The organism is Prevotella sp. CAG:592 (genome assembly GCF_000436015.1).
GTDB classification, from domain to species: Bacteria; Bacteroidota; Bacteroidia; order Bacteroidales; family Bacteroidaceae; genus Prevotella; species Prevotella pectinovora.
Map to the genome: position 1 here is coordinate 1 of NZ_FR892630.1, position 4,779 is coordinate 4,779.

The following is a 4,779-nucleotide window of genomic DNA, read 5'->3' on the forward strand; positions in this document are numbered from 1 at the left end:
CTATAAACGGCCTAATGACCGATTCGGGATTATCAGATGAGAAGGAATTCAGGCGACAGAATTGCATACGTTGGCAGAATCCTGAAAACAGGAATATTAGTATTACAATACGAACTTATTGGGCAGACGTCTGACAGCAAATCTGCCCATCCGGGGTAAGCACCTTGCCCCACTTGAGAAAGCACCTTGCCCCAGTTGGGCAAGCAGCGTGCCCAATTTTTAACCCAAATCGGTCGTTAGGGCTTGCTTGTATTTTGCTTTTAAAAAGAGTGTTTTTTTGGTGGGGGTTAATAGTTCAATCCGAAGCACCACAGCGGAATGATATTGCCGAAGCCTGTTTCTATATCGTCCTTCACGATATAGCCATTGTCCAAACCTTCTATCTGCTGTTTGCCCTTCTTGCGTCCGCCAATCTCAAAGGTGTACTTGCCAATGACGAAATCGGACTGACGTGAGGCTGTCACCACATTGCGCACACGCATCTGATTGTAGAAGAATGTCTCGCGCAGATTGCCTATATCGGGCGTACCACCGGCAAGAACCGTCATCAGACTCGGATTGTCAATATATACTTTCTCTATCTTTCCAAGATTGCGTATGCCCGAAGTGTCGTCACGCAACAGTCCTATCATACCCGACTTCTCAAGATAAGCCAGATAATCGGGTATGCTGTTCTTGCTTGCGCCTATCTCTGACGCCAGACTGTCTGCTACGGGCTTGTATGGAGCCAGATGCGAGAGGATTGCAAGCAGCTGCTTCAGCTTACGGGCTGTAGAGGCTTTCATATCGGCATACTGCGGTATGTCAACTTCTATAGTCTGCATCACCACTTGCTCCATACGCATCGGGAAATCGCCCTGGACGGAGAAGGGATAATAGCCACGACTCATATAGTCGCGGAAGAGTGGCAGCGGATGTTCTACGGCATCAAGCACTGCGCGGTTGCTGAGGATGTCGTCGAGAGTGTAAACCGGACTCTCTATGCCATGGAAGAAAGACAGATACTCTCTGAATGACAAGCCGTACATGAAATAGAGCAAGGCACGACGGCTGAGGTCGGACTCGCCACGATATATATCGAGCACCGAAGAACCGGTAAAGACGATGTGAAGCGAAGGGTGCATATCATACATCAGTTTCAATTCTCTGCTCCAGCCGCTATACTTGTGTACCTCGTCGATATACAGATGCGTACCACCCTCTTTCACAAACTTATCGGCAAGGTCGTAAAGTTTATGGTCGGCAAAGTACATGTTGTCGGCTGTGATGTAGAGGCTATGGTTTTCGGGCGTGTTCTTTATACGCTGCAATATCATTGTAGACTTGCCGATGCCACGCGGACCAAGTATTCCCACCAAACGACTATCCCAACTGATATCGTCATACTTATAACGCACGAATGTGGTGGGTGTCTGCTTGAGCAATTCGCGCATGTATTCATAAAGTTTCAATTCTATCATAGCTTGTAGACGTTTGATAACAATGCAAAGATACGAAAAATCCCTCAATGAGGGACGCTTTTGGCTTAAAACGTCCCTCATTGAGGGAAATATTTGGCGAATTTGTCCCTCTTAGAGCTTTTTTACAAGGCGCCTTTTGTCCGTTTTAAATCCGCAAAATGCCTTGCCTGCACAATAAATTCCTCGAAAGGAGTGTTTATCTCAGTTTTTATATTTACCTTTGCCATATATCAGATATTCTTTATCTAAGTTTTCAGCAACACTTGGACAAGTGGATTTCCTGACCGATGCAAGCATCGGATAATTCTGCGTTATCCAATGACTTGCTTTTTTGTAAGATTGCAAGTCTGCTGGTTTAAGGTAAAGACAGAAGATAGCGAGACCTGATTTTATCGATGAATACGGGATTTTTTAATCATAAGAAACCATAACATAACAAATATGGATTATATATTTGAGACCAAGATGATGGTGCGCGACTACGAATGCGACATCGAGGGAATAGTAAACAACGCTAACTACCTGCACTACGCCGAACACACAAGACACCTGTTCTTGCAGAAATGCGGACTCAGCTTCGCAGAGATGCACAGAAGAGGAATCGACGCCGTGGTGGCAAGGATGAACCTGCAGTTCAAGACTCCTCTCAGATGCGACGATGAGTTCTTCTCCCGTCTGAACCTCACCAAGGAGGGAATAAAATACGTGTTCCATCAGGACATCTACCGTGCGTCGGACAACAAGATATGCTTCAAGGGAGTGATTGACCTGGTCTGCATCGTTGACGGCAGACTCGCCAACAGTCCCGAATACGACGATGCCTTCAAGGAATATATAAACAAATAAGACGATTCGGATGGATACAGCACAGCAAGAAAGACTCAATGCCCTGACGCTGTCGAGAATGGGATTCTACAATATCCCGGCGATGAGGGAACTGCTCCACAGGGCAGGTTCGTTCACAAACATTGCCGACCATCATGACAACATACTCGACATCGTGCCCGACTGTCCGAAGCGTCTCGCCAACTCGCTTAAAGACATCGCCCCACTGCAGCAGAGAGCGGAGGAGGAACTGGAATATGCGGCTGCCCACGGCATACAGGTGCTGCTGATATCCGACGACGACTATCCGCAGCGGCTGAAAGAGTGCAACGACGCACCGCTCGTACTCTTCTATAAAGGCAATGCCGACCTCAATGCCAAACGGGTGATCAATATCGTTGGAACACGCCACGCCACACAGTATGCCGACGACTGCATACGCAAGTTCATTGCAGACATCAAGGTGTTGTGTCCCGAGATCCTCATTGCCAGCGGACTGGCATACGGAGTGGACATCATGGCGCACAGACACTCGCTGGAAAACGGCATACCCACTGTGGGAGTGCTTGCCCACGGACTCGACAACCTGTATCCGCCACGCCACAGGGAGACGGCAGACAGGATGGTGGGATGTGGTGGACTACTGACGGAGCATTTCACGAATACCAATGCCGACAAAGTGAACTTCGTGAGGCGCAACCGCATCGTGGCAGGCATGTCAGACGCCACCATACTCGTGGAGAGCGCTGCAAAGGGCGGAGGACTCATCACTTGCTCGCTGGCAAACTCATACAACCGCGACGTTTTCGCATTCCCCGGCAGAATTGGCGACAGCCTCTCTGAAGGATGCAACAAGATTATCCGCAACCGGTCAGCACAGATGGTAATATCGGCGGAATCATTCGTCAGCGACATGGGATGGGAGACTGACGCACAGCTCGCCACAGCCCAGAAGAACGGTATAGAGAGGAGTCTCTTCCCCGAAGTGGAAGGCGACGCAAAGACAATAATCGACGCTCTCGCCAAGAACAACGACCAGCAGATGAACGTGCTTACGGTATCCACGGGATTGCCTATAAACAGGCTCACCGCCCTTCTCTTCGAACTGGAGATGAAGGGAATGGTAAAGGCACTGGCTGGAGGAATGTATCATTTGATTAGTTGACAAGGAGACGAGTTGACAAGGAGTAAAGTAGACAAGTAGACAATGAAAATAGGAAACATACAATTTGGAGATCGCCCTCTGTTTCTCGCACCGATGGAAGATGTCACCGACATCGGATTCCGTATGCTATGCAAGAGATACGGGGCATCTATGGTATACACCGAGTTCGTGAGCGCAGAGGCTCTCGTAAGATCGGTGAAAAGCACCGTCAACAAACTCACCATCAGCGATGAGGAGCGCCCCGTGGGCATTCAGATTTACGGACGCGACGTGGAGTCGATGGTAGAGGCGGCAAAGATTGTGGAAGACCAGGCACATCCCGACGTGATAGACATCAACTTCGGCTGCCCCGTGAAGAAGGTGGCTGGAAAAGGTGCCGGAGCCGGCATGCTGCAGAACGTGCCGCTGCTGCTCGACATCACGAAAAACGTGGTGAAGGCGGTGAACACTCCCGTCACGGTGAAGACGCGACTGGGATGGAGCAACGACAACCTCATCATCTGCGACCTCGCCGAACAGCTGCAGGACTGCGGCATACAGGCTCTCACCATACACGGAAGGACGAGGGCACAGATGTATACAGGTTCTGCCGACTGGACTCTGATTGGCGAAGTGAAGAAGAACCCGCGAATCAACATCCCCATCATCGGCAACGGCGACATCACATCGCCGGAGGAAACGAAACGGGCTTTCGAGGAATATGGCGTTGACGCCGTGATGATAGGGCGAGCCACCTTCGGACGCCCATGGATATTCAAGGAGATACGTGACTATCTCGACGGCAAGGAGGCTGACCCCGAGATGACGTTCAACTGGATGCTCGACGTGCTCGAAGAGCAGCTGCGCATCAATGTGGAACGCATCGACGAATACCGCGGCATACTGCACACAAGGCGCCACCTCGCCGCAAGTCCGATATTCAAGGGAATACCTAACTTCCGCCAGACCCGCATCGCCATGCTACGTGCAAACACGATGGACGAACTGATGGGAATCCTCGAAGAACAGAGAAAATAAACCCGAATTCTGTTACCTATTCGGGGCAACCCCGAACAGGTCATTATGCCTGTTCGGGGGCAATGATTACACTTCATGCAAATACGCGTCATGATATTGAAAAACGTATATAAAAAGGAGACCACAATATTATGAACATTTCCATGAAAGAATGGATAACGGGCGTTATCCAGAATCATAAGACCGTCGCCGTGCCCGTGATGACGCATCCCGGCATAGAACTGACGGGGAAGAGCGTGAGGGAGGCTTGCTGCGACGGACAGACCCACTTCGAGGCTATCAAGGCTCTCGCCGGCAGATACCCTACGGCGG

Annotated in this window: 4 protein-coding genes and 1 pseudogene; 4 read left to right on the top strand and 1 reads right to left on the bottom strand. The window is 50.1% G+C overall.

What is annotated here, in order from left to right:
* Positions 1-287: 287 nt before the first annotated feature.
* Complete coding sequence (locus QVO99_RS09985) at positions 288-1,460, bottom strand: ATP-binding protein (RefSeq protein ID WP_022317471.1); 1,173 nt, start codon at positions 1,458-1,460, stop codon at positions 288-290.
* A 441-nt stretch (positions 1,461-1,901) separates the two neighbouring features.
* On the opposite strand from QVO99_RS09985, the gene QVO99_RS09990 reads away from it, so the two are divergent.
* From QVO99_RS09990 to QVO99_RS10005, 4 genes and pseudogenes are all read left to right on the top strand, one after another.
* On the top strand, positions 1,902-2,306 hold the full coding sequence (locus QVO99_RS09990; RefSeq protein WP_022317473.1) for an acyl-CoA thioesterase: 405 nt from the start codon (positions 1,902-1,904) through the stop codon (positions 2,304-2,306).
* 10 nt (positions 2,307-2,316) lie between these two features.
* Entirely contained in the window at positions 2,317-3,450 is a 1,134-nt protein-coding gene (gene dprA / locus QVO99_RS09995; RefSeq protein WP_022317474.1) for a DNA-processing protein DprA, read from the top strand.
* A 42-nt stretch (positions 3,451-3,492) separates the two neighbouring features.
* Complete coding sequence (dusB, locus tag QVO99_RS10000; protein ID WP_022317475.1) at positions 3,493-4,467, top strand: tRNA dihydrouridine synthase DusB; 975 nt, start codon at positions 3,493-3,495, stop codon at positions 4,465-4,467.
* Between the two features lie 128 nt (positions 4,468-4,595).
* Positions 4,596-4,779: pseudogene (locus tag QVO99_RS10005) on the top strand (methylcobamide--CoM methyltransferase); the annotation flags it as partial.

Excerpts from the sequence above, each read along its gene's own strand:
- dusB (WP_022317475.1), top strand. The coding sequence starts at position 3,493 with ATGAAAATAGGAAACATACAATTTGGAGATCGCCCTCTGTTTCTCGCA.
- QVO99_RS09990 (WP_022317473.1), top strand. The coding sequence starts at position 1,902 with ATGGATTATATATTTGAGACCAAGATGATGGTGCGCGACTACGAATGC.
- dprA (WP_022317474.1), top strand. The coding sequence starts at position 2,317 with ATGGATACAGCACAGCAAGAAAGACTCAATGCCCTGACGCTGTCGAGA.
- QVO99_RS09985 (WP_022317471.1), bottom strand. The coding sequence starts at position 1,460 with ATGATAGAATTGAAACTTTATGAATACATGCGCGAATTGCTCAAGCAG.